Genomic DNA, 23,152 nt, shown 5'->3' with positions numbered 1-23,152 from the left:
AAATATCCTGTTATTCCATCTCAACCTCGTCATCTTCCTGAGGCCCGACCTTGACCCTCCGCCTCCGACCGGGCCCCGGCAGGTTCCGCCCGAATCCGGGCTTTGCGAAGAGCTCGCCGTCCGAGTAGACCACCTCCCCCCGGATCATGGTGATCTTCGGGAAGATGGCCCGCCTCCCCTGGTAAGGGGTCCACTCGGCCCCGCTGTGGAGCCGGTCGGCCCGGATCTCGGACGCCGCCCGGGGGTCGATGATGGCGAGGTCAGCGTCCTTCCCCCGGGCGATCCCGCCCTTGGTCGAGAGCCCCAGGATCTCGGCCGGCCTCCGGGAGAGGGCGTCGACCATCCTGCCGAGGGAGAGGAGGTTGGATCGAACGGCGATGAGGAGGAGGGGCATCATCGTCTCGACCCCCGGGACCCCCGGCGGGGCGTCCCAGATCTCGTCCCTCTTCTCCTCGGGGAGGTGGGGGGCGTGGTCGGAGGCGATGGCGTCGATCTGCCCCTTCCGAAGCCCCTCCCAGAGGGCGTCTTTGTCCCGGAAGTCCCGGAGGGGCGGGTTCATCTTGAGGAGGGTCCCCTGCCTCTGCCAGTCCCTCTTCGTAAAGAGGAGGTGGTGGGGGGCCACCTCGCAGCTGACCCTCTTCCCTCCCCTCTTGGCGGCCCGAAGGAGCTCCAGCCCCTCGGAGGTGCTTAAGTGGCAGATGTGGGCCCGCTCGGTCATCTTCAGCACCATCTCGATCGCCTTCGCCTCCGCGAGATTCGGCCTGGCCATGGAGTAGAGCTCCGGATCCCTCCGGTCCCTCAGGGGCGCAGTATTCTCCCGGATCACCCCCCCATCCTCGGCGTGGATCGTGGGTAGGAGGCCGGACCTCGCCGTCTCCTCCAGGATCCGGCGGAGGTCGTCGTCGCTGTGTTCGTAGGTGAAGATCTCCCCGATGGCGGAGGCCCCGAGCTCCGCGAGCCTCTTCATCCGGCCCGGGCCGCCGTTGAGGCAGAAGTCGACGACCGAACGCCTCTCGGCCGTCTCCAGCTTCATCCTGTAGGACCTCTCGTCCAGGGTGGGGGGGTCGGTATTCGGCTGGTCGACGACGGTCGTCACGCCGCCGGCGACGGCCGAGGTCGATCCCGTCTCCCAGTCCTCCTTGTAGGTGTAGCCGGGGTCCCGGAAGTGGACGTGGAGGTCGACCGCCCCGGGGAGGACGATCATCCCCCGGCCGTCGATCGCCTCCTCTGCCTGATGGTTTCCCCCGAGGTCGGCGACCTTTCCGCCCCGGATCCAGAGGTCGACGTTCTGGAGGCGGCCGTCGAAGTAGACCCGCCCGTTCCTGACGACCCGATCCATCCTGGTCATAGCTTATATCCGAACTTTCTCAGCATCCCCCTCCTATCGGAGACGTCGGATGCCGTCTCCGCCCCCTTCGGGGAGGAGCCGTCGATGACCCCCATGATCCCCCTACCCTGCTCGGTCTCCGCCACCACCACCTCCAGGGGGTTCGCGGTGGCGCAGAAGATCCCGCAGACCTCCTGGACCGCCTTGATGGCGTTGAGGACGTTGATCGGGAAGGCGTCCCGGATCAGGACGACGAAGGTGTGGCCGCAGCCGAGGCCGAGGGCCGCCTCCTTCGCCGCATCGATCAGCTCCGGGTCGTTCCCCTCGCAGCGGACGAGGCAGGGGCCGCTCGCCTCGGAGAAGGCGATCCCGAACCGTGATCGGGGGGCGGTCCCGGCTATCGCCTCGTAGAGGTCCTCAGCGGTCTTGATGAAGTGGCTCATCCCCAGGATGACGTTGGAATCCTGGGGGATCTTCATCCTCACGGTCTCAAAATTCATCTTCGAATCCTCCTCGTGGGGGGATAGGGGGCGAGATGACTTATAATTATGGCTCCTGGCCGGCTCCCCGGATGGATGGGGGGGTATCTGTTGGTAACGACACTTTTATTTAATCACCGATGGAAAGGGAAGGAACGGAGAGCGGCATGAGAAAGATCGAGTACTGTCCCATAAGCATGAAGCGGCTTCTGGTGGAGATGAAGGACACCAGCGAGCTGATGGTGGATCTGGGATATTCCGCGGTCCTCTACGACGACGAAGACCTGGCGATGGAGGTGATCAGGCTCGAGGAGAAGATGGACGTCTACGACTACCACGTCCAGATGGCGGCGATGCTGGCCGCAAGGACCGTCGAGGACGCCGAGGCCCTCTCCGGCGTCCTCCAGATCGCATCGGCGGCGGAGATCATCTCCAACGCCGCAGGGGACATCGCCAGCATCGTCCTTTTGAAGATGGGGATCCCCTCTGAGCTGAAGAAGGACCTGAGGCAGGCCGACGAGACGGTGGGCCGGGCGGTGGTGGGGTCGGACTCGAAGGTCACCGGGAGGAGCCTCGAGGAGATCTCCTTCGAGACGGAGGCCGGGATGAGCGTCATCGCCATAAGGCGGGGTGAGAGCTGGATCTACGATCCGGAGCCCGGAACGGTGATCGTCGCCGGGGACATCCTCTTTGCCCGGGGCCACGACGAGGGGGTCCCCCTCTTCCTGGAGATGACGACGGGCAAGCCCGCCGTCCCGAAGGTCGGCCAGGAGAGCGGGATCGGCCAGCTCGACCGGGCGGTAGACATCATCGTCGAGATGAAGAACAGGTCGGAGCTGGCGGTGGGCCTCGCCTACACCGCCGTCCTCTTCGACAGCGAGGAGGTGGCGATCGAGGTGGAGGTGATCGAGGAGGAGATGGACGAGATGAAGTACGACCTCCAGCGGTGGGTCCTCCGGGCGGCGAAGCACGTCGACGACATCGAGAACCTCCGGGGTCTCCTCCACCTCGCGGTCTCGACGGAGATCATCAGCGATGCCGCCCTCAAGATCGCCAACGTCGTCCTCCACGATATCGAGCCCCACCCCATCCTCGCCATGGCCATGAGGGAGTCGGACGAGGTGATCACCCGGGTCGAGATAGCCCCCGGGGCGGAGATGGACGGCGAGACCCTCGGCGACCTGGACCTGGAGACGGAGACGGGGATCTACGTCATGGCGGTGAAGCGGGGCGGGAGATGGACCTACAACCCCAAGCCCAAGGTGACCCTGGCGGCCGGAGACCTGATCTTCGCCCGGGGGAGCAAGAGCGGCGAGGAGCTCCTCCTGAAGATGAGCGGCTTCGCCCCCGACCGGCCCCCCAGGTCATGATCTTCGATCAATGAGATTCAGGTCCCCCTCAGCTGTGCCTTTTCCCGGCTACTTTCTCCTCTGGCCCTTCTTCCTGAGGACTATGGTGGATGTGACGAAGTAGCTGGTGGCGAAGATCCCCGCGGCGAATAGGGATTCCCCTAGGCTGGGCACCCCTCGGTAGTCTAGGTAGAGGGCGTAGACCAGAAAGAAGAAGAGGCCTGCCACCAGCGCCTGGCCGGCCACGCTCCTCCTTTTGAAGTTATCAAGGATTCTCATCTTGGTGACCTTCGGGCTAGAGGTACTTCACCCCTTCGTCCCGGGGGGTTTCGGCCTCGGCCATCTTCCCCGCCCTGGTCATATAGAGCCTCGTCCACCAGACGGTGGTGAGGGGGGCTACGATCAGGATGGAGACGACCCCGCTGAGGCTGGAGAAGGCGGCGCTCGCCGCCTCGGAGCCCGAGAAGGGCGCGGCAAGAAACTGGATCGCCACCGACACCGCCATGACGACGAGCCAGATGAGGAAGACGTCCATCTTGTTCGAGCGGAAGAAGGCGATGCCGGCCTTTATCGCCCCGATAGGGCCGAGCCCGTCGACGACCAGGGCGTAGGGGACCATGGCGAGGAGGATGGATATGATGAGGCTAAAGGCGATCAAAAGGGCGATCCAGAGGATGAGGGGTCCGAATTCGGGCTCGTTCGTCTCGAAGGCTCCCATCAGGTCGGCGATGAAGGGGAGGGTCAGGACGAGGACGCCGACGAGGATGACGACCATCATGACGACCTCGGCGAGGAAGAGGCGGATAAAGTGCCTCCTTCCCGAGGACCACATATCCTTCAGGGTGGTCTTGCCGGAGAGGGTCGCCACCTTCGCCATCCCTATGGCCCCCGCGGTGAAGAAGGAGCTCAATAGCGCCATCGCCAGGATGGCTATGAGGATGATCGCGGCTGCAAGGCCGAGGTTCCCCGCCCCCTGGAGGAACTCCATCAGCTCCTGGGGGTCTTCAAGATCCCCGGCCGTCGAGAAGAGGTCGGGGGATGAGGTGATCAATGGATACATCACAGCAAGGACCATGGCGACGGTCAGGAGCATGATCGCGACTATCGTCAGCACGAAGGGGACGGCCAGGTTAAGGTTGCCCCTCCACGTCTCAAAGCCCCTCCTGAGGAGGGTACCTATGTCTTCGTTCATGGACATCACCTTTGATCTCGGAGTTCGTCGTCGGTTCTGGAGCTCCGCCAGCCAGGACCGCTCTCATCCCATTTAAAATTTTTTCGGAGCCCCTCAGTCTTCCATCTTCCATAGGTCGTCGCCGACGTGATGGACCGACCTGACCGCTTTGCCCGACCCCCGCATCTCGGGGCCTGGGAGGAGGGCGATCCCGACGGCGATGGGCTTTCGGTGCCTCTCCTCGACGATGACCACAGGATCGCCGGGGGCGATCTTCTCGTCCGACTCCACGATCCCGGGGGCCATCACGTCTGCCCCGTTGATGATGAATCTGACGGCTCCGGAGTCGACGACGACCAGGTTCCTCCCAGGCGCAAACTCCAGGGCTCCCCGGACGGTGAAGAAGGGCCGGTCCTCCACCATCATGAAGACTGGCCTTCCCTTCAAAAGGATCAGGTCGAAGTCCTGATCGGTCTCGGCGACCTCCAGAGTCAGTCCCCGCAAGGGGGAAGGATCCTCCAAAAAGGGCTCGATGGCGCTCTGGATCCTCTTCGACTCGCTCCCCTTGAGGTGGTGCCTGGACTTGATCTTCATAAAAACCCCTATTCCCCGACAGGTTTAAATATGCAACGTGCAAGTCTCGCCATATCTCTTGTATTTACCACTGGAGAGAGGCCGATGTCTCAGAGACCCCTTGACATTTTAAATGAATCGCTGAACGGGCCCGTGATCGTCAAGCTCAAGGATGGGAGGGCTTTTCGGGGGGAGCTTCAGGGTTACGACATCCACATGAACCTCGTCCTCGACAACACCGAGGAGATCCGAGAGGGTGAGGACTCCAAGAAGCTCGGAACCGTCGTCGTCCGAGGAGATAACGTAGTTTACATTTCGCCGTGAGGTAATATAGATGACAAAAGGCACCCCATCTATGGGAAAGCGCCACAAGAAGACCCACGTCAAGTGTCGTCGATGTGGCAAGGTATCCTTCAACTACCGTACCAAGACCTGTGCATCCTGCGGCTTCGGCAGGTCCAAGAGGCTCCGGGGCTACGTCTGGCAGAAATATAGCAGCAACTACGGCGGAAACTGATTCGGAGGTCCGGGTTGCAGGACAAGTGCGGCGTGGTGGGGATCTCCTCCGCGGATCCGTGTCGCAACGTGGCCAAGTCGATCTACTACGCCCTCTACGCCCTGCAGCACCGTGGCCAGGAGTCGGCCGGCATTTCCGTCTACGACGGCAAGGTCGTCCGGACCCACAAGGCCATGGGCCTCGTCGCCGAGGTCTTCAACAACCCCCGGATCGAGGCCCTGGGGGGGCCCACGGGGGTGGGCCACGTCCGGTACTCCACCACCGGCGAGTCGGCCCTCAAGAACAGCCAGCCTATTTTGGTGAAGTATAAGGAGAGCTCCGTCGCCATCGCCCACAACGGAAACCTCGTCAACGCCGGAAAGCTGAAAGAGGAGCTGGAGGCGGAGGGGGAGGTCTTCCACTCCACTTCCGATACCGAAGTGATGGCCCGCCTCTTCGTCCGGGCGATGATGGTGCGGGAGGACCCCGCCGAGGCGGTCCGGGAGATCATGAGGAAGGCGGTGGGGTCCTACTCCATCGTCCTCTTGATGGGAAACACCGTCATCGCCGCGAGAGACCCCCTGGGGATCAAGCCCCTATGCGTCGGAAAGACCGATACCGACGTCATCGTCGCCTCCGAGAGCGCTGCCATCGATACCCTAAACGGCAAGCTCGTCCGGGACGTCCGCCCCGGCGAGATGGTCGTCGCAAAAGACGGGGATGTCCGGTTCTACCAGCTCTCCCACAACCAGTGCCCCGCCCACTGCGTCTTTGAGTACATCTACTTCGCCCGCCCCGACAGCATCATGGACGGGAGGCTCGTCTACGACGTCCGGGTGAGGATCGGCTCGATCCTCGCCGAGGAGCACTCCCTGGAGGCGGATACGGTGACCCCCGTCCCCGACTCCGGGATCACCTTCGCCATCGGCTACCACCAGAGGTCGAACATCAAGTACCGGGAGTGTCTGATGAAGAACCGGTACATAGGGAGGACCTTCATCATGCCCGGCCAGGAGCTGAGGGAGATCGCCGTGAGGCTGAAGATGAACACCATCCGCCCGAACATCGAGGGGAACCGGATCATCATGGTCGACGACAGCATCGTCCGCGGCACCACCAGCAGGCGGATCGTGGACATGGTGAGGTCGACGGGGGCAAAGGAGGTCCACGTCCGGATCGGAAGCCCCCCCATCGTCGCCCCCTGCTACATGGGGATCGACATGGCGACGAGGGAGGAGCTGATCGCCGCCCACAAGACCGTCGCCGGGGTCGAGGCGGTGATCAACGCCGACTCCCTCGGCTACATCAGCCACGAGGGGCTGGTCCGGGCGATAGGAATCCCCAGAGAGCAGCTCTGCATGGGCTGCCTCACCGGGGTCTATCCCATCGAGATCCCCGGGGAGGTCTGCCGCCTCGCTCAGACGAGGATCACCGAGTTCATCGAGGAGTGAGCTTATCGGCTCGTGGGCATCTTCTTTTAACGCCCTCCAAAAACTATATACGAATCGAGGGGAAACTACCCATTATGGTCCGAATATTGGTGTAGATAATTATGCCTGTTGAAACCATTGAAGAAGCAAGGACTTTGATCCATAATTGGATGGCTGATAGAGGTTATTTTATAAAAGAGGGCGACTTCATTGGTTATCGCTTTGAATTTATAGGCAAATTTGGAAATGATACACACTTCTCAATAATCCAGCCTGAGAGCCTTCCTAGGGCTGTAGTTGTGGTATCCAATGTGAGCGTCTCTGCCGCTCACTACGATGCCCTCAGCTCGATGGAATTGAAGGATCGGGAGGAATTCATCTGGGATTTGAAACGGGAATTTATATTTCTCCCGTCGTCGTTCACTTTCGATCCCTCCTTTGAGCAGCTGGGCATACCCAAATCTATCCAGTTCTCAAAGGAAATCTCTTATGATGAGCTGACCGAGGGCAGGCTGCATGAGGCTGTTGATTATAACAGCAGGTGCGTCCTCTGGGTGATCTGGGTCTTCGGTAAAATGTTCGATTAAACTTTACAATATGGTGGAATGATGACCGAAGTCATGGAGAGGGCTGAGATCGGCTATTATGCGGGACATCCACCCTCGTCGAGTAATAAAAATATTTTAAATTTATACTATAAAACTGCTTCGGACCTCGCCGAAACTGGAGCGTCCCAGGGCATCGAAGAGGTTCTGCAAAGAGGCACCACCGGATTTTTGGATACTAGCGAACTATTCGATCTGTACAAGGAAGAGATATTTAGTAATTATATATGTTATAATGAAGCAGATGTAAAAAATTATCTCTATTATAACAGATATTTAGTTAAGCCTGTATACGATGCATGTCTTAAACTACGAAATTATTTCCCGGATAGTCCCGTTTTTCTGAGGGTATTTGGGAGCGATTTGGTTATTTCTGTGGGGACGAAGCTTCCACCTTCGCTGGCTATAAGAAAATTAGACGAATTCGATGAAGATTGGTTGCTCAGCGCTTCGGAAGAATCTCTATCGAAGTTGTGCGTAAAGGTGGAATATCTATAGATTTCGACTGGAAAGAATATTTAAATCTTGCAATTGAATTGAGCAGCGTAGATGAAGAAGCAAAACTGCGATCTTCGATCAGCAGAGCTTACTACGCCGCCTTTTGTACGGCTAGAAATTATATGGTTGACCATGATCATAGAATTATTCCGTACGATGAATCGGTCCATCAATATGTTATTAGTCATTATGTGGGTAATAAAGGGTCTACAAAAAGTAAACAAAGAAAAAAGATCGCACAAGAATTGAAACGGATGAAGATAGAGCGGCAAATTGCTGACTACGAAAACAATAAGCGCGATTTGAGGCAATAAAAAAACGACACGGAGGATGTTCTAATAAGGTCCAAAAGACTTATATCCTCATTTGAGACCGGCGGTATCTGAGGTGCTTGAAAGGCTTCCACACTGCCGATCCCTTTAATCTTAATGGATCTCTCGGGGCTCCTCCACCGGCGATTCCGCATATAGGCAAAACTTTTAAGAATTTTCATAAGCTCAATTTAAATAATCAATAATTCTGCCGCTGGCTTATTCCACAGCCTTTTTCACCTCCCGCCGCCTACACCCACCCATGAGAGCGCTTGCCGTGACCGGAAGGCTCGCCGAGGGGATGGTTAGAGTGGCGGTCGGAGGCCTCGCGGACGTCCTGGTGATGGATGTCGACGTCGCCTCCTTCATAACCCCGAAGATGATCCGGGATGCTGCGCCCACGGGCTACGATATAATCCTGATCCCGGGAACCATCACCGCCGACTTCGGCCCCGTCGCGGCGGAGCTGGAAACGAAGATCCGGCTCGGGCCGAAGCACGCCGTCGACCTCCGGCGCGTTTTGCCCCTCCTCGACGAGGTGGAGCTCTCGACGACCGTCCCCGCCTGCCTCCTGCTGGCCGAGAGGATGAGGTCGGAGGCCTGGGCCGCCATCCTGGAGCTGGAGGCGGGGGCGGAGGCGCCATTATCGATCAAAGGCGTCAAGGTCGGCGGAGCGTGCCGGATGAAGGTCCTGGCCGAGATCGTCGACGCGACCCGCCTCGATGATGCGGCCCTCGCCGAGAAGGTCCGCCACTACGAGCGGGAGGGGGCGGATATGATCGATCTGGGGATCCCGCTGGACGCCGAGCCCGCCGCCGTGGCCCGGGCCGTCATAGTGGCGAAGGAAGCGACCAGCCTTCCCGTCTCCGTCGACAGCTTGCGGCCCGATCTCCTCAAAGCCGGGATCGAGGCGGGCTGCGACCTCGTCCTCAGCCTCGACGGCTCGAATTTGGAAGAGGTGGGGCCATTGGCAGCCTCCGCCGGGGTTCCCGCCGTAGTCCTCCCGGGGCCGGAGGCGAGCCTCGCGGAGAACCTCCGCCGCGCCCTCGCTCTCGGGGTCAGGGCGATGGCCGACCCCGTTCTGAATCCTCCGCTCCAGGGGCTCGCCGAGTCGATCTGCCGGTACCGCGAGGTCCATCAGGCGTTTCTTGAGCTGCCTTTATTCTTCGGGGCGGGGAACGTGACGGAGCTCCTCGACGCCGACTCTCCGGGGGCGAACGCCCTCCTCGCCTCCATGGGGGCGGAGGTGGGGGCGGCCGTCCTCTTCACCCCCGAGTACAGCGATAAGGCCCGGGGGAGCATCCGGGAGCTGCGGAGGGCCTCCGAGATGATCCTCCTCGCTGGTGCGAGAAGGAGCCCGCCCAAGGACCTGGGCCTCGACCTTCTGGTCCTAAAGGAGAAGCACCGCCGCCCCGAGGAGGAGATGCCGGAGGAGTACGTGGCGGTGGGGGCGATCCGTCGTGATCTCGGGGAGGTTGAGGTTGTGGTAGAGGAGGAGGGTGGGGGCAGAGGAGGCGGAGACATCGGGGTCGAATTCGGTGGCCCCCGCTGGGAGATGGACCCCGCCGGGAGCTTCAGGATAGGCGTCGCGAAAGGAAAGATCGTGGTCCGCCACGACGCCGTCACCCTGGTGGGCACGTCGGCTCGCGGCCTCCTCGGCGAGATCGTCTCCCGGGGTCTGGTCACCCGCCTCGACCACGCCGCCTACCTCGGCCGGGAGCTGGAGAGGGCAGAGATCGCCATCGGCCTTGGGAGGAGCTATTCTCAGGACGAGCCGCTATTTCCAACAAAGAATTAAATAAGATCGGCTCGTCCACCGACCCCTGATGAACCAGAAATCTTCTGCTATTATAGTAGCGGTCTTCATCGCCGGCATAATGGTGTTATCCGTCTTCTCCGGATACGTCATGCGGGGGGGTGGTCCCCCTGAGATCGTCTCCCGGGGTGCCTGGAACCCCTCCGACTTCGGGGTGGGCGGACGGCTGATCAACTGGGACTTCGAGGGCCTCGGCGACGCCCTGGGGATGTACCCGGAGGACCTGGTCTTCGCCTTCTGGATCAACATGACCGCCTCTGAGAACCTCACCGATGCGGCGGCTCAGGTCCTTCCTCCGACCGTCGCCCTAACCTTCAGAGATCAGTTGAACCTCTACCCCTCACCGATCGACAGCTTCTCCTGGGGGCTCTTCGGCGACGAGTTCGTCGAGTTCCACTGGACTAGGCCCGCCCCCCTGGGGAGCCGTGGCCTATCGGTCGTCTACAACGGCTACCAGATGATGCCCATCGAGTCGACGGATTTATTCAGGGTGATGGGAACCCCCGTCCTCTTCGGGAGCGAGCCGGCCGTTAAAAAGGTCCTGGACGTGCTGTCGGGGCAGGCCTCCACCACCGAGGTTTTCGTCCTCCCCTACGACGAGGCCGACGTCCTCCAGATGTCCTGCCTGGGGAAGGACTCCGTCGAGAACCCGAACATCATGCCGCCCCTGGGGGGAGAGTACGTCGAGTCGTACCTGGGCGCCAGCCCCTCCGATGGCGGCTTCATCCTGACGGCGAAGTACCTCTCCCTCCGCGGGGCGAGCGAGATGAGGGTTCGCGACCTGGCGGAGAGCTGGGGTCTTTCTGTAAGGGATGAGGGGAAGATGGTCACAGTCTCGGGGTTAGTGGAGCCCGGGAACCTGGTCGGGACGCTGGGAGCCTTCGCGGCTCCATAGCGCAACCTTTTTAGCTGGGAAGCGGCCCCCATGAGCTAAGCCATTCTGGGGCGATTTTTGCGATGAATGATGACGGGCACCGCCCTGAAGGAGAATGAATTATGGCAAGACCGATATACGTTAGATTTGACGTTCCAGCTGACCTGGCCTCCAAATCCCTGGAAGCTATCGAGCTCGCTCGGGACACTGGAAGGCTGAAGAAGGGGACCAACGAGACGACCAAGGCCATCGAGCGGGGCGTAGCCAAGCTCGTGGTGGTGGGCGAAGACGTGGAGCCTCCAGAGATCGTCGCCCATATTCCGCCGCTCTGCGAGGAGAAGAAGACCCCCTACATCTACGTAAAGAAGCAGAGCGAGATCGGTTCCGCCTGCGGCATGAGGGTCAAGAGCGCTGCCGTGGCCATCCTGGAGCCGGGGAAGGGAAAGGACATCTTGGACGAGATAGTTCAGAAGGCCCAGGCCCTGAAGTAGGGGTGGTAGCGGATGGCAGACGAATGGGAAGGCGTCCCCGCCGAGGTCATTGAGATCATCGGCAACACCGGGATGCACGGCGAGGCCACCCAGATCAAGTGCAGGATTCTGGAGGGCAGCAACAAGGGCCGCATCATCACCAGGAACTGCATGGGCCCCATAAGGATGGGGGACGTGCTGATGCTGCTCGAGACCGCAAGAGAGGCCAAGAAGCTTACCACCAGGTGAGGTCTCATGGAAGAGAGAAAGTGCTCCTTCTGCAACCGGAAGATCGAGGCCGGCACAGGGAAGATCTACGCCAAAAAGGACGGGACGGTTTACTACTTCTGCTCGTCCAAATGCGAGAAGAACATGATCGGTCTTGGGAGAGTCCCGAGAAGGGTCGAGTGGGCGATCAAAGGGTGGTAGGGCTTGGAGCAGACCTTCGTTATGATCAAGCCTGACGGCGTCCAGCGGGGCCTCGTCGGCAGGATCGTCCAGAGGATCGAGGCGAAAGGGCTGAAGATCGTGGCGATGAAGATGAGGACTCTGCCCCAGGACGTCGCCCGGGAGCATTACGCCGAGCACTCCCAGAAGCCCTTCTTCGGAGACCTGGTGAGCTTCATCACCTCGGGCCCCTCGGTCCCGATGGTGGTGGAGGGGAAAGACGCCATCTCCGAAATGCGAAAGATGAACGGTGCCACAAACCCGACGAAAGCCCAGCCCGGCACCATCCGGGGCGACTTCGGCCTGGACATGGGGAGGAACGTCATCCACGGCTCCGACTCCCCGGAGTCGGCGAAGAGGGAGATCGCCCTCCACTTCGGCGAGGCGGAGCTCTCCAGCTACACCAGGATCGACGAGGCTTGGCTCTACGAGTGAGCTTCTGTCCCTCCGGCAGCTCCCCAGATCTGCCAGGAGGGCGGCCTCGCCGCCATAGGAACTGACGGGGTCCGGATCTGATCCAGCATGAAGCAGAAATCGAGGAAGGCGAAGAAGGGGAAGGGTCAGCCCGAGTCCGACCTGAGAACCCCCATCGTCTGCGTTATGGGCCACGTGGACCACGGCAAGACCACCCTTCTCGACAAGATCAGAGGCACCACCATCGCTGACGGCGAGGCCGGGGCCATAACCCAGCACATAGGGGCGACGGAGATTCCCCTGGCCGTCATCACCGAGGTCTGCGGCCCGCTATTCAGGGGCGACTTCCAGATCCCAGGCCTCCTCTTCATCGACACGCCGGGCCACCACTCCTTCACCTCCCTTCGGAGCAGGGGCGGCTCCCTCGCCGACCTCGCCGTCCTCATCGTCGACGTAAATGAGGGCTTCCAGCCCCAGACTATCGAGTCGATAAACATCCTGAAGCGTTACCGCACCCCCTTCGTGGTGGCGGCCAACAAGATCGATCGGATCTCGGGATGGCTCCCGGTGGAGGGGGCGCCTCTCGCCGCGACCCTCAAGGCCCAGAGCGAGAGGGTTCGGGGAGATCTGGACAACCGGATCTACGAGCTGGTCGGCGAGCTCTACAAGCAGGGGTTCAACTCGGACCGGTACGATCGGATCAGCGACTTCACCAAGAACATAGGCGTCGTCCCCATCAGCTCCATCTCCGGGGAGGGGGTCGCGGACCTGTTGATGGTCCTCCTCGGCCTGGCCCAGAAGTTTTTGAAGGAGAACCTGAAGGTCAGGGCCAGCGGCCCCGGGGTCGGGACGATCCTGGAGGTGAAGGAGGAGCGGGGCCTCGGCACCACCCTCGACGTCATCCTCTACGACGGCGAGTTTCGGTCCGGGGATACCATCGTCGTCGGGACCCTGAAGGAGCCGATCGTCACCAAGATCAGGGCCCTCCTCAAGCCCCGCCCCCTCTCGGAGATCAGGAGCGAGGAGCGGTTTCTTCCCGTAAAGCACGTGGCTGCCGCCAGCGGCGTCAAGGTCTCGGCTCCCAAGATCGAGAGCGCCCTCGCTGGGTCGACCATCAGGGTGGTGAGCGAGGACGAAGATGTCGATGCCGTAGCCCAGGAGATAAGGTCGGAGCTGGAGACGGCGAGGATCGACACCGAGAACGTCGGCGTCATAATCAAGACCGATACCATCGGCTCCCTGGAGGCGCTGGTGGGGGAGCTGGAATCGAAGGAGATCCCGATCCACGCCGCCGACGTCGGCCCCATCACCCGGAGGGACGTGATCCGGGCCGCCGCCATCCAGGACCCCCTCTACTCGGCGGTCCTGGGGTTCAACGTCAAGATCCTCCCCGACGCCCTGACGGAGGTCCAGAAGAGCGACGTGCCGATCTTCCTCTCCGAGGTCATCTACAACCTCCTCGAGAACTACGATGACTGGGTTGAGGACCAGAAGATGAGGATGGAGCAGGAGAGGCTCCAGGCTGTGATCAGGCCCGGGATGATCAGGATCATCCCCGACTACGTCTTCCGGCAGTCCAAGCCCGCCGTCGTCGGCGTCCAGGTGGTGGGCGGCCAGATCACCAACGGCGTCACCCTCATGAGGGAGGACGGGGCGGTGATCGGGACGGTGAAGGGGGTTCAGGCGAGCGGGGAGAACGTCGGATCTGCCAGCGTCGGGAAGGAGGTGGCGGTCTCCATCGACGGCCCCACCGTCGGCCGCCAGATCCACGAGGGGGAGATCCTCTACGTCAACATCCCCGAGAAGCACGTCAAGATCATCGAGGCGGAGCTGAAGCAGAGGTTCTCCGAGGACGAGCTGGAGGCTCTGGAGAAGTTTTTGGAGATCAAGAGGGCGAAAGACCCCTTCTGGGGTCGATGACCCCCAAAAGATCGAGATCTGGACGCCCCTCGTCCCCGTCTGAGTGAGCCGCCTCTTTCCGTTCGATCTATCCTCTCTCTTCAGGACCCCTCCCCCTCTCGGAGGGGGTTTGCCCCGGTCGGGAAGGGCTGGATCGGCTAAACTGAGACTAGATCCAGTTTTTTTCGATTTTTTTGGCGTTTCGGCCCCTCTTCCGATCTTAAATCTTCATAATTATTGTGAACTCGTCTCAAACAGATATAAATCGCCCAGGAGGAGTCTTGAAGGAGGAGGCAGAAAAGAGATGGTAACTTCGTCCAGCAAGGACAAGGTATTCGAAGCGATCGAATCGAAGGGCGTTAAGTTCGTCCGATTGTGGTTCACAGACATCCTAGGCCTGCCGAAGAGCTTTGCCATTTCCCCGTCGGAGCTGGAGGGGGCCTTTGAGGAGGGTATGGGCTTCGATGGCTCCTCGATCCAGGGTTTCGCCCGGATCGAGGAGAGCGACATGGTGGCGAAGCCAGACCCCGAGACCTTCACGATCCTCCCCTGGAGGGCGAAGGAGGGGCAGAACGTCGGCCGGATGTTCTGCGACATCCTGGAGCCGAGCGGCCACCCCTACGCCGGAGACCCGAGGTACGCCCTCAAGAGGAACCTCGCCGCCCTGAAGGAGATGGGCTACGACTACTACGTCGGACCGGAGCTGGAGTACTTCTACTTCAAAGACGATAAGGGGACGGAGATCCTGGACAAGGGCGGCTACTTCGACGCCATGACGACGATGGACGCCGCGAGCAACCTGCGGCGGGACACGATCCTGACCCTGGAGTCGATGGGGATCAACGTCGAGTACAGCCACCACGAGGTGGCCCCGTCCCAGCACGAGATCGACCTCCGGTATCAGGAGGCGCTGAAGATGGCGGACATCGTCATGACCTATAGGATCGTCGTCAAGGAGATCGCCCAGCAGCACGGCTACTACGCCACCTTTATGCCGAAGCCGATCTTCGGGGAGAACGGGACGGGGATGCACGTCCACCAGTCGATCTTCAAGGGCAAGAGGAACGCCTTCTTCGACCCCGGGGACGGGTATCACCTCTCGGACTTCGGGAAGCACTACATAGCCGGCCTCCTCAAGAACGCGCCGGTGATCACCGCCGTAACAAACCAGTGGGTGAACTCCTACAAGAGGCTCGTCCCCGGATACGAGGCCCCCGTCTACATATCCTGGGCGAGGAGGAACAGGTCTGCCCTCGTCCGGATGCCGATGTACAAGCCCGGAAAGGAGAACGCCACCAGGGTCGAGTATCGGAGCCCCGATCCGGGGGCAAACCCGTACCTCGCCTTCTCGGTGATGCTGGCGGCAGGGATGGACGGCGTCAAGAACAAGTACGAACTCCCCGAGCCGGTGGAGCGGGACATCTTCAAGATGACCGAGGCGGAGAAGGAGAAGGTGGGGATCAGGTCCCTCCCGGGAAGCCTCATCGAGGCCCTGATGCTGACGGAGAAGAGCGACCTTATAAGAGAGGCCCTCGGCGACCACATCTTCACCAACTTCATCGCCTCGAAGAAGGTCGAGTGGGACGAGTTCAGGACCGACGTCAGCCGGTGGGAGATCGAAAAGTATCTTCCGCTCTTGTAAGCCCCTCCCAGCATGCTCCCCCCGAAGGGCTGCTCCTGGCCCCTCCCGGGGGAGAGCCGATCGGATTCGGCATGAATTGAGACGATCCGGGCGCGGCCCCCACCCTTCCATCACAACGAGAGGTGATATCCACCCTTTGGGGCGCGCCTCGATCGAACCCTCGCCGTCATGCCGTCGATCAACTTTTTTTGTAGCTCATCTCCGGAGGGCCGAGGTTTCCACCCCCAGGGGAGGCGTGGGGTCCTCTCACCCATGATGCGTCGGCTTCTAAGATCATCATAATATGAATTCAGGGTTAAGAATTCTTCATATTGATTATGATAAGAGCATATATTACCACAAATACGCTTATAAAATGAGCAGCTTTCTCCAGATCATGGATCTGCCCATGCGAAGACTCTTGGTCTCATCGGCGCTTTTGGGGATCATCGGGATCGCCTCGGCGGAGTCGGGGGTGAACCCCGCCGACAACGCCTGGGTCCTCTTCAGCGCCGCCCTCGTCCTGCTCATGATCCCCGGGGTGGGGCTCTTCTACGGGGGGATGGTAAGAAAGAAGAACGCCATATCGACGATGATATTCAGCTTTGCGATCATGGGGACGATAAGCCTCCAGTGGATCCTCCTCGGATACACCCTCGCCTTCGGCCCCGACGTCGGAGGCGTCATCGGCGGCCTGGACCACCTGGGCCTCCGGGGAGTCGGGATGGAGGCGATGGAGGGACAATCCATACCCGCCCTCACCTTCATGATATTCCAGGCGATGTTCGCCGTCATCACCGTCTCCCTGATCACGGGAAGCTACGTCGAGAGGATCAAGTTCAGCTCGTTCCTCGTCTTCTCCCTCGCCTGGGCGACCCTGGTCTACGACCCCATAGCCCACTGGGTCTGGGGTGGCGGTTTCCTCTCAGAGATGGGGGTCCTCGACTTCGCAGGCGGGATCGTCGTCCACATCAGCGCCGGAGTCTCGGCCCTGGCGATAGCCATGGTCATCGGGGCGAGGAGGGGCTTCGGCAGGGACCCCATGGAGCCCCACAACATCCCCACGACGGTTCTGGGGGCCTCCCTCCTCTGGTTTGGGTGGTTTGGGTTCAACGCCGGATCCGCCCTCGCCGCTGACGGGATCGCCGCCAACGCCTTCGTCGCCACCAACACCTCGGCGGCCGCAGCGGCCACCACGTGGATGATCCTCTCGTGGCGGGACCGGGCACCGAGCGCCCTCGGGATCGTCACCGGAGCCGTGGCGGGGCTCGCGGCCATCACCCCTGCAGCCGGTTTTGTGACCCCCATAGCCGCGGTGCCGATAGGCGTGGGCGCCGCCATCGTCGGCTACTATGCGATCCTCTTCATCCGGGGCGGCAAGAAGGTGGACGACTCCCTGGACGTCCTCGCCTGCCACGGGATCGGGTCGACCTGGGGGGTCGTCGCCACCGGGATCTTCGCCTCGATCGGGGCGACGGGCCTCCTCGCGGGAAACCCGTCGCAGCTTGCGGTCCAGGCCGCGGCCGCAGCCTTCGTCTGGATCTACTCCTTCGTCGTCACCTTCGGGATCGCCAAGGCGGTGGACGCGGCGATGGGCCTTCGGGTTGGGACCGACGAGGAGGCGGTGGGCCTCGACATCAGCCAGCACGGCGAGGGGGCTTACGTCTGAAGGCCGGTAAGATGGTGAGTTTGAGGTGTGGAGTTCGAGGCGGATCGAGGAGGATTCTCTTATGAAGAAGGTCGAGGCGATAATAAGGCCCGAGAGGCTGAGCGCAGTGAGGGAGGTCCTGGACAAGAACGGCTTTCCCGGGATGTCGGCGACGGAGATCAAGGGGCGCGGCCGCCAGAAGGGGGTATCCCTCCAGTGGCGGGCCGGAGACTACAAGGTGGAGTTCCTCCCGAAGGTGAAGCTGGAGGTGGTGGTGGAGGACGGGGATGCCGACCGGATCGTCGACCTGATCTGCGATGCCGCCCACACCGGCGAGGCGGGGGACGGGAAGATCTTCGTCTACCCCGTGGTGGACGTGGTGAGGGTTCGGACGAAGGAGAGGGGGTCGGGGGCGGTATAGTTAGGCCCCTTCTCCCCTGGAGCGGGTGTCCTTTCAGCTAAGTGTATCTTATGTCGTCGACGTAGATCGTCGCCCCTTCGGGGTTATCCCCTCCATCCAGCCGGAGGCTGAAGAGCCCGCTGATGGAGGAGAGGTCTCTTCCCCCCAGATCGATGGCAAACTCCCTCCAGCCGTCCGTCAGAGTCACCTTCATATCGTCGGAGGCGGAGTCGGCGACCCCATTTCTGTCCGGCTCGTACCCGTAGCCGAAGGTCACGACCTCGCCGCCCCGGCCGCCCCGGGCCGCGAAGGAGAGGGTCTGAGAGCCCGTGAGGTCGAGGCCGATGCCGGGACCCCTTCTCCAGTCGCCGGTGGCCTGGACGAAGACGCCGGCCCACGCCTCGGCGGAGCTGTCGTAAGTCGCCCTGGCGCAGATATCTCCGCTATGGGGGTCCTCGTCGGAGAAGGGGTCCACCGTCAGGGAGTCGGACCCGCCATCGCTGCCCATGAGCCCGGACCAGGGATATGTCAGAGGGATCTCATCGTATACTACGGTCTCTGCGGATGCGGCCAAGAGCCCGGTCATCAGATAAAGGGTCAAAACCAATATAATGGTCTTCATATCAAATTCTCTCCATGCTATTTCATCCTGATTTTTGGCCTTCTGGCAAGCTCATCTCTCAGCTTTCCTCGGCCGTCTCGTTATCCCCGATCTCGGTGGAGTTGTCGGGACTTTCGGCATCTTCTGACATGTTGTGGCCGGAACCCTCCCTTGATTTCTCATCCGGATCTTTCGTTTCGATTTCAGCCAGCTCGAGGGTCTCTTTCGCATCGCCCGTATCGCCGATCAGATATTTGTGGTGGTGATCCCGTACTTCAACCCTGACCCGTTTTGTCCCAGCGTCGCTCCCAGATCTCTCCCAGTAACATTCATCTTCCGTCGACCAGTTGCAGATAATATCCCAGCCGTTGCTCAGATTATTAAACTGCGAGAACTTGTACTCGATTTCGTCGCCGTCGGGGTCGGTTGCCTTTGCTTTAAGCAACACCTTCGATCCATCTTCTCGTCCGGCTTCGAAGGTTTCGATCTCAGGAGGTCTGTTCTCTGGAGCTATTATGTATTCCCTGTGGGTGGTGGTGTTCAGGTCTTTCTTATCGTAGACGATGACGTCGATGTAGTTGGGGCCGCTATCCATCGGCGTTGTACGCCAGCTCCAGGAATTATTGTTTTCCGGTCCCTTGACTGTAATCCACTTATCGTTGGTGGCAGGGCCCTTCCGACGAAACTCATATCTGAGGTCGTTGTCGTCTTCAGGATCAAAAGCATGAACTGTGATGAAGATCCGACTTCCTACTGTGTATTCGCCTGCGTCTGGTTGAATCTCCTTTATTCTTGGGGGTTTGTTCGCCATGTAAAGGCCAGAAGAGCCCGCGACGATCAAAATTAATCCTATGGCTGCCAGGGCCTGGGCCTGCCTCCCCGTCAGGGCGAGGGACTGCTTGATGACCGCTGATATCAAGGGCGGGCAGATCGCAGCAATCACCAGGATCAGGCCCAGAATAATAGCAAATTTATATGCTAGTGGGGTGGACTGTACGATGCTCACGACGGATTCCAGCATTCCTATTCATCTCCGACTTGTTTCGATAATATAAGCCATCCAGACCGCATCCATGCTGTCAAAGAAAGCTCATACTAAAAAAGCATTTTGGAATGATGGGCGGGAGAACATGCGTCCGCCTTTGCTGGAGTCCCCGCCGGAGGCGGCGCGAGGGCCGTCGGTGGAGGTCATCATACTGCGCTTGAGGATTCCTAAAAACCTAGCATGTCTATGGAAAACATTATATACTAATATATACATGAATAGTGCATGAGTTCTTTTACTGCATGGGGCCTTCGAGAAGCTTACAAGAACGTAGAGAAGCTGGGCGATAGGCTTTCAAAGATAACGAACTTGATCGAGTGGGAACCATTTCGACCAATTCTTGAAGAGATGTATCATAATAAAACCGAACGAGGTGGAAGGCCGAACTTTGATGTTATCCTGATGCTCAAGGTGCTTTTGCTCCAGCAGTGGTACGGGTTGAGCGACCTCGAGACTGAAAAGCAGATTTCGGATCGAATATCTTTTATGAAATTCTTAGGATTTCCTGATTCTATACCCGATTCCAGGACGATATGGCTTTTTCGCGAGCGGATGGCCCAGACGGGAAAGGATGAGTCCGTTTGGGAAGAGCTCCAGAGACAGCTCGATTTTAAAGGGCTTCAGGTAAAAAGAGGAACCATTCAGGATGCAACGTTTATAGAGGCCGACCCAGGAGGTTCAAAGAAACCAAGAAGAGAGACCGCTAGGACTCGTCGGAGCAGGGATGGAACTTGGGCTAAGAAGGGTGAGGAACTCCATTTTGGTTATAAACTTCATTCTAAAGTCGATATCGATTACGGCCTGATAAGGAGCATCGAATCGACAACTGCTTCGGTGCACGATAGTCGGGTTGATCTATCGGTTGAAGGAGAGGTGGTCCTCAGGGACAAAGGATATTTCGGTGTGAAGGCTAAGGGAAACGACTTCACAATGAAACGTGCAGCAGCGGGTCATCCTCTAAGCGATCTCGATAAGCTGCGAAACCGCTTGATTAGCAAACTGAGATTTCCGGGCGAACGTCAGTTTGCTGTTATTAAAAGAGTGTTCCGAAGCGCGCATGTAATGGTAACGACGATCCCGAGAGTTCACGTTAAAATGGTATTCACTGCCTTTGCTTTCGACTTATACCAGCTATGTACACTTAAAAATGCTGAAATCGTCTCAAAATAGCGGTAGCTATCGACGAAAAACGAGGAAAAGGATCGAGAATCGACTAAGAGCGGAGAACGAGCTAAAATAAGAGACGGATCCGAGATAATTAAAGAATGGGCAATGGTAAATAGGAATACTCGCTTGTTCCCTTTTATAAAAGTCCCCGCCTTCTTATTCGCCCCCGGCGCGGCGGCGGCGCCGGAGCCCCGGACCCCCGGCCTCTCCCGGCGCGAGGGGGCGGGGGCGGTCTCCTCCCCGACGGGGGGGGGCGCGAATCCTCGGCGGCGAGGTTGAGGGTGGGGCCGTGGACGGCACTGGTGGTAATCCGGGTCGTCCGCGGGGAGGCTGGAGAATGATGATAAAGGTCGATGGCATCATTCCTCTGGCAGAAGGGGGATAATTTTTAATAACCAGAACATTGAAGATAAATTAGCCCAACGATATGGAAGCTAAATATAGTTCTTTTTCCATCGGTGAACCTGATTGTTTATCATCACTAACACACAAGTTCACATAATTTTTGATCTCATTTTATTTCGACTGAAAGATCTTCCTCGTTATAGCCGAACAATATAATAATATTCTTTGATAGTCTTACAATTGTATTTGCACTAAGATTGATCTCAACGTATATGTCTGTACCCTTTATTCGTTCTGATGATCTCAATTGATCGGGATCTTTTGTGAAATAAGGTCGTTTACGGCCCGTTAATGAGAGAACTTGTTCGAATTCGTCTTTATGCGACGTTTGCATGATCTCACACACCTTGAGAAGCAAGTTTCTCCAAGAATCTACCTCGTATTTAACTCCTCTTAATTCAAAGGAGCTGACATTTGTTCCTCTAAATCCCTGAAGTTCTTGGGCAGGAAAATTCTCATCATAATATTCTACAATACATTTTAAATCATCGGAATACTTATATATGTCATCTATATAATTAATAGGCACGGATTGTTCGTTCTTGTTTTTATCAAATAGTCCTAAGTATTTCTGCGATGTATTAAAGTAAAGGCGACAAATCGGCTTTCGGTTATTATTATCCAAAAGAACATTACAATAACTTTTAACATCTCTGATCGTAACTCGCTTAGGGTCAATAAAACTGCGTAAGATCGTCTTAACTATATAATATCCTTCGTATTCTTCTTCAGTTGTTATAATCTCTTCGCCTGGTTGCTTCTCTATAATGATCTGTTCTATAGGCTCATTCCGAATCATTTCACCTTCAGAAATTACTCTCTCTTCTACAAGGGCATATTTCAATCTCTCGTTGATCTTATCATTAATGAACTGCTTCAACGCCTTCTTTGTGATCTGGTAAAATTGTTCTCTTACTGGTTGTGTCATTCTGCCTGAATACACCTGAGATGCAAAAAATTTGACGAATTCGTCTGATGGATCTTTGGTTTGTTCCTCTATAATTTTCTTAATTTCCTTTGTATATTTAAGCTCAGATGCTGTAGTGAGTATCGAATCCAAATTAAATGATGATTTTGTAAACTTCTTCAACTCTTCGACGAGCGATTCATCGATGTCGAGCATATTAAATTCGAAGAATGGTTTATCATCCATTTTATTTTGCTTTTCCAGATCTGAGTAGAACCTATAAATTATGCCGTTAGTTAGTACACCAAATCGACCATCAGTTACGCTGAAATATCGATATAGTTGAGATGCATGTTCCTTTTCTAAATCAGAACCGCACCATTTGCACTCAAATAGTATAATTGGTTTTCCATTCATAAGTATAGCGTAATCCACTTTTTCTCCTTTTTTGGTCCCGACATCAGCGGTGAATTCAGGTACAACTTCAGTAGGATCAAACACGTTGTATCCTAAAGCTGTTATGAATGGTAAAACTAGAGCATTCTTCGTAGCTTCTTCAGTTTGGATATGTTCGACCTTGTTCGGAATTCGAGCCGCCAATTCACGGATTTTGTCGATGAAGTCCATTTAGTTCTCCCTCAAAACCAAATGAAATTTCTCACAAGAAAAATGTTTCGGTATTATTGCATAATTGAATCGATGATTAAACTAAACCCTCCCATTAAGAATCCCAAAGCTTACTTAGTATCAATCTCTCCGGTCTCAATAAGTTAAATTAGATTATAATTAACTTTTTTATCCATGGCAACAGGCCGACTATTCCAGTCATGTAATATATACACTCTCTCTTTATTTGAGTATAACATTTAAATACCCCCGCTCCCCGCCACCCATCGCTCATATGCCCCGCCAGCCTCTCGCCGGAGCCCTCCTCTTCGCCGCCGGGGCCGTCGCCCTCCTGGACCTGGCCCTCTACTTCGCCCTGGGTCCGTCGAGCCCCTTCGCCGCCTTGGGGATCGGCGGGCTGGAGCGGTGGGTGGCTTATCCCATCATCCTCTGGACCGTGGGGTTCGGGGGGGCATCTGATGGGCCCCAGCCCTTCGGGCCGATCCGGATCGGAATGATCCGGAGGAGATAGATCTCTCCGAGATCTCCGGTTGAGACACTCCTCAGCCTTCGATCAATGATCTCCCGCCATT

Annotated in this window: 25 protein-coding genes and 1 pseudogene; 18 read left to right on the top strand and 8 right to left on the bottom strand. The window is 58.0% G+C overall.

What is annotated here, in order from left to right; all coding sequences use genetic code 11:
- Positions 1-10 precede the first annotated feature (10 nt).
- Both MHAR_RS10045 and MHAR_RS10040 read right to left on the bottom strand, forming a co-directional pair.
- The gene (locus MHAR_RS10045; protein WP_014587503.1) at positions 11-1,348 is read right to left on the bottom strand and encodes a dihydroorotase; all 1,338 of its coding nucleotides are present in this window, start codon (positions 1,346-1,348) and stop codon (positions 11-13) included.
- Positions 1,345-1,827 carry an adenosine-specific kinase gene (locus MHAR_RS10040; protein ID WP_014587502.1) on the bottom strand — a complete coding sequence of 161 codons (483 nt, stop codon included), beginning with the start codon at positions 1,825-1,827 and terminating at the stop codon, positions 1,345-1,347. Before MHAR_RS10040 ends, MHAR_RS10045 begins: the two co-directional genes overlap by 4 nt.
- Positions 1,828-1,946: 119 nt before the next feature.
- Here MHAR_RS10040 and MHAR_RS10035 point away from each other — a divergent pair, with 119 nt between their 5' ends.
- Positions 1,947-3,176: a potassium channel family protein gene (locus tag MHAR_RS10035; RefSeq protein WP_228369550.1), complete on the top strand. Its 1,230-nt coding sequence runs from the start codon at positions 1,947-1,949 to the stop codon at positions 3,174-3,176.
- Between the two features lie 48 nt (positions 3,177-3,224).
- Here the strand turns inward: MHAR_RS10035 and MHAR_RS10030 are convergent, their stop codons facing one another.
- From MHAR_RS10030 to MHAR_RS10020, 3 genes are all read right to left on the bottom strand, one after another.
- Positions 3,225-3,434 carry a hypothetical protein gene (locus tag MHAR_RS10030; protein ID WP_014587500.1) on the bottom strand — a complete coding sequence of 70 codons (210 nt, stop codon included), beginning with the start codon at positions 3,432-3,434 and terminating at the stop codon, positions 3,225-3,227.
- Between the two features lie 16 nt (positions 3,435-3,450).
- The gene (locus MHAR_RS10025; RefSeq protein ID WP_143763387.1) at positions 3,451-4,347 is read right to left on the bottom strand and encodes a DUF7847 domain-containing protein; all 897 of its coding nucleotides are present in this window, start codon (positions 4,345-4,347) and stop codon (positions 3,451-3,453) included.
- Positions 4,348-4,440: 93 nt separating this feature from the next.
- Positions 4,441-4,920 (bottom strand): PUA domain-containing protein, encoded by a 480-nt coding sequence (locus MHAR_RS10020; protein WP_014587498.1) that lies wholly within the window; start codon positions 4,918-4,920, stop codon positions 4,441-4,443.
- Between the two features lie 84 nt (positions 4,921-5,004).
- Between MHAR_RS10020 and MHAR_RS10015 the strand changes: the two genes are divergently transcribed.
- The 15 genes from MHAR_RS10015 (at position 5,005) to MHAR_RS09950 (ending at position 17,849) form a co-directional block, all read left to right on the top strand.
- Complete coding sequence (locus MHAR_RS10015; protein ID WP_014587497.1) at positions 5,005-5,223, top strand: LSm family protein; 219 nt, start codon at positions 5,005-5,007, stop codon at positions 5,221-5,223.
- Positions 5,224-5,233: 10 nt separating this feature from the next.
- On the top strand, positions 5,234-5,416 hold the full coding sequence (locus MHAR_RS13050) for a 50S ribosomal protein L37e (RefSeq protein WP_014587496.1): 183 nt from the start codon (positions 5,234-5,236) through the stop codon (positions 5,414-5,416).
- A gap of 14 nt (positions 5,417-5,430) precedes the next feature.
- Positions 5,431-6,846 carry an amidophosphoribosyltransferase gene (gene purF, locus MHAR_RS10010; protein ID WP_014587495.1) on the top strand — a complete coding sequence of 472 codons (1,416 nt, stop codon included), beginning with the start codon at positions 5,431-5,433 and terminating at the stop codon, positions 6,844-6,846.
- Between the two features lie 149 nt (positions 6,847-6,995).
- The gene (locus MHAR_RS10005; protein WP_187287812.1) at positions 6,996-7,412 is read left to right on the top strand and encodes a DUF2299 domain-containing protein; all 417 of its coding nucleotides are present in this window, start codon (positions 6,996-6,998) and stop codon (positions 7,410-7,412) included.
- An 18-nt stretch (positions 7,413-7,430) separates the two neighbouring features.
- On the top strand, positions 7,431-7,928 hold the full coding sequence (locus MHAR_RS10000; RefSeq protein ID WP_048144602.1) for a hypothetical protein: 498 nt from the start codon (positions 7,431-7,433) through the stop codon (positions 7,926-7,928).
- Positions 7,929-8,501: 573 nt separating this feature from the next.
- Positions 8,502-10,037: a dihydropteroate synthase-like protein gene (locus tag MHAR_RS09995; RefSeq protein ID WP_048144601.1), complete on the top strand. Its 1,536-nt coding sequence runs from the start codon at positions 8,502-8,504 to the stop codon at positions 10,035-10,037.
- Positions 10,038-10,065: 28 nt separating this feature from the next.
- Positions 10,066-10,950 carry a hypothetical protein gene (locus MHAR_RS09990; protein WP_048144600.1) on the top strand — a complete coding sequence of 295 codons (885 nt, stop codon included), beginning with the start codon at positions 10,066-10,068 and terminating at the stop codon, positions 10,948-10,950.
- A 101-nt stretch (positions 10,951-11,051) separates the two neighbouring features.
- Positions 11,052-11,420 carry a 50S ribosomal protein L7Ae gene (rpl7ae, locus tag MHAR_RS09985; RefSeq protein ID WP_014587489.1) on the top strand — a complete coding sequence of 123 codons (369 nt, stop codon included), beginning with the start codon at positions 11,052-11,054 and terminating at the stop codon, positions 11,418-11,420.
- Positions 11,421-11,432: 12 nt separating this feature from the next.
- Positions 11,433-11,648: a 30S ribosomal protein S28e gene (locus tag MHAR_RS09980; RefSeq protein ID WP_014587488.1), complete on the top strand. Its 216-nt coding sequence runs from the start codon at positions 11,433-11,435 to the stop codon at positions 11,646-11,648.
- Positions 11,649-11,654: 6 nt separating this feature from the next.
- The gene (locus tag MHAR_RS09975) at positions 11,655-11,828 is read left to right on the top strand and encodes a 50S ribosomal protein L24e (protein ID WP_014587487.1); all 174 of its coding nucleotides are present in this window, start codon (positions 11,655-11,657) and stop codon (positions 11,826-11,828) included.
- Positions 11,829-11,831: 3 nt separating this feature from the next.
- A complete protein-coding gene (gene ndk / locus MHAR_RS09970) occupies positions 11,832-12,281 on the top strand; it encodes a nucleoside-diphosphate kinase (protein WP_228369549.1) in 450 nt (149 codons plus the stop codon).
- An 87-nt stretch (positions 12,282-12,368) separates the two neighbouring features.
- Positions 12,369-14,180, top strand: a complete 1,812-nt coding sequence (gene infB, locus MHAR_RS09965; RefSeq protein WP_014587485.1) for a translation initiation factor IF-2 — start codon at positions 12,369-12,371, stop codon at positions 14,178-14,180.
- Between the two features lie 283 nt (positions 14,181-14,463).
- The gene (locus MHAR_RS09960; protein ID WP_048144599.1) at positions 14,464-15,801 is read left to right on the top strand and encodes a glutamine synthetase family protein; all 1,338 of its coding nucleotides are present in this window, start codon (positions 14,464-14,466) and stop codon (positions 15,799-15,801) included.
- A gap of 388 nt (positions 15,802-16,189) precedes the next feature.
- Positions 16,190-17,449: an ammonium transporter gene (locus MHAR_RS09955; RefSeq protein WP_143763386.1), complete on the top strand. Its 1,260-nt coding sequence runs from the start codon at positions 16,190-16,192 to the stop codon at positions 17,447-17,449.
- A 61-nt stretch (positions 17,450-17,510) separates the two neighbouring features.
- Positions 17,511-17,849: a P-II family nitrogen regulator gene (locus MHAR_RS09950; protein ID WP_014587482.1), complete on the top strand. Its 339-nt coding sequence runs from the start codon at positions 17,511-17,513 to the stop codon at positions 17,847-17,849.
- A gap of 37 nt (positions 17,850-17,886) precedes the next feature.
- Here the strand turns inward: MHAR_RS09950 and MHAR_RS09945 are convergent, their stop codons facing one another.
- Positions 17,887-18,414, bottom strand: a complete 528-nt coding sequence (locus MHAR_RS09945; protein WP_143763385.1) for a hypothetical protein — start codon at positions 18,412-18,414, stop codon at positions 17,887-17,889.
- Positions 18,415-18,508: 94 nt separating this feature from the next.
- Positions 18,509-19,450 (bottom strand): hypothetical protein, encoded by a 942-nt coding sequence (locus MHAR_RS09940; protein WP_048144597.1) that lies wholly within the window; start codon positions 19,448-19,450, stop codon positions 18,509-18,511.
- Positions 19,451-19,699: 249 nt separating this feature from the next.
- On the opposite strand from MHAR_RS09940, the gene MHAR_RS09935 reads away from it, so the two are divergent.
- Positions 19,700-20,644 (top strand): IS5 family transposase, encoded by a 945-nt coding sequence (locus MHAR_RS09935; protein ID WP_014586696.1) that lies wholly within the window; start codon positions 19,700-19,702, stop codon positions 20,642-20,644.
- An 859-nt stretch (positions 20,645-21,503) separates the two neighbouring features.
- Here MHAR_RS09935 and MHAR_RS09930 read toward each other — a convergent pair.
- Positions 21,504-22,580 (bottom strand): annotated as a pseudogene (locus MHAR_RS09930) (type I restriction endonuclease); the annotation flags it as partial.
- Between the two features lie 274 nt (positions 22,581-22,854).
- On the opposite strand from MHAR_RS09930, the gene MHAR_RS09925 reads away from it, so the two are divergent.
- Positions 22,855-23,091 (top strand): hypothetical protein, encoded by a 237-nt coding sequence (locus tag MHAR_RS09925; protein WP_014587479.1) that lies wholly within the window; start codon positions 22,855-22,857, stop codon positions 23,089-23,091.
- The last annotated feature ends 61 nt before the right edge of the window (positions 23,092-23,152 follow it).

It is taken from the genome of Methanothrix harundinacea 6Ac (assembly GCF_000235565.1).
GTDB classification, from domain to species: domain Archaea; phylum Halobacteriota; class Methanosarcinia; order Methanotrichales; family Methanotrichaceae; genus Methanocrinis; species Methanocrinis harundinaceus.
The sequence above is the reverse complement of the archived record's forward strand: the minus strand, read 5'-3'. Positions and strand labels throughout refer to the sequence as shown.